Source organism: Rhodoferax ferrireducens, from assembly GCF_003347515.1.
GTDB lineage: Bacteria > Pseudomonadota > Gammaproteobacteria > Burkholderiales > Burkholderiaceae_C > Rhodoferax.
In genome coordinates this window covers 1-685 of the sequence record NZ_QEII01000060.1, presented here as the reverse complement: position 1 = coordinate 685, position 685 = coordinate 1, and the positions used below count along the sequence as shown (strand labels likewise).

The following is a 685-nucleotide window of genomic DNA, read 5'->3' as shown; positions in this document are numbered from 1 at the left end:
ATGGATTCACCCAGCATGTCCATCCTCAGCCCTGATGGCGACATCGCCGCGAACCCGCAGGGATTCGATCGTGATGCATTCCTGAAGCAGCTCGCCATCGAAATTACGGCCTTCTTTGACAAGACCCTTCTCTAGCCCCTGAAGCCGGACACCCATCGAACTGGCATGGCCGAGCACAACGTCGGCTTCCTGTTTCTCGAACGAAAATTGAATGGCCGCTCTGCCCTGACGGGAGCACCCGCTATGGGCACATACTTGCCCAACGGGCCATTTCTATGAGAACCCGCTTTGTGTCTGTCTTCATGGCGCCGAATCTGGGTAATCGTTTTCAAGACCAACACCGGCTTCAGCAAATTGCCTAGAACTCCACAGCTTGAAGTGACCAATGCGCTTGGGCTTGATCCGATAGCTCGGGGGAATCACTGTAAAGTCGTGAAATCTTCCAAGTAACGGCATTCGCTTTAGGCAAAAAAGGCGAATGTTGTCGGTTTCGCGAACTACTCACGGCTGCTGCGTCGTCACGCTCGCTTGCACATAAGGTGTTAATCTGAATGTCCTTCAGGAGCCCCACACCACCGTGACCCAAATTCGAATCAGTCATACAACGGTCTATCACTACCGCAACGCTGTCAGCCTGGATCCGCATCGGCTGATGCTGCGTCCCAGAGAAAGTCGTGAACTGCAA

Annotated in this window: 1 protein-coding gene; it reads left to right on the top strand. The window is 53.6% G+C overall.

Features of this window, described 5'->3' with window-relative positions:
* Positions 1–577: 577 nt before the first annotated feature.
* A partial coding sequence (locus C5P05_RS35175; protein WP_420130704.1) for a transglutaminase N-terminal domain-containing protein occupies positions 578–685 on the top strand: 108 nt, incomplete at its 3' end.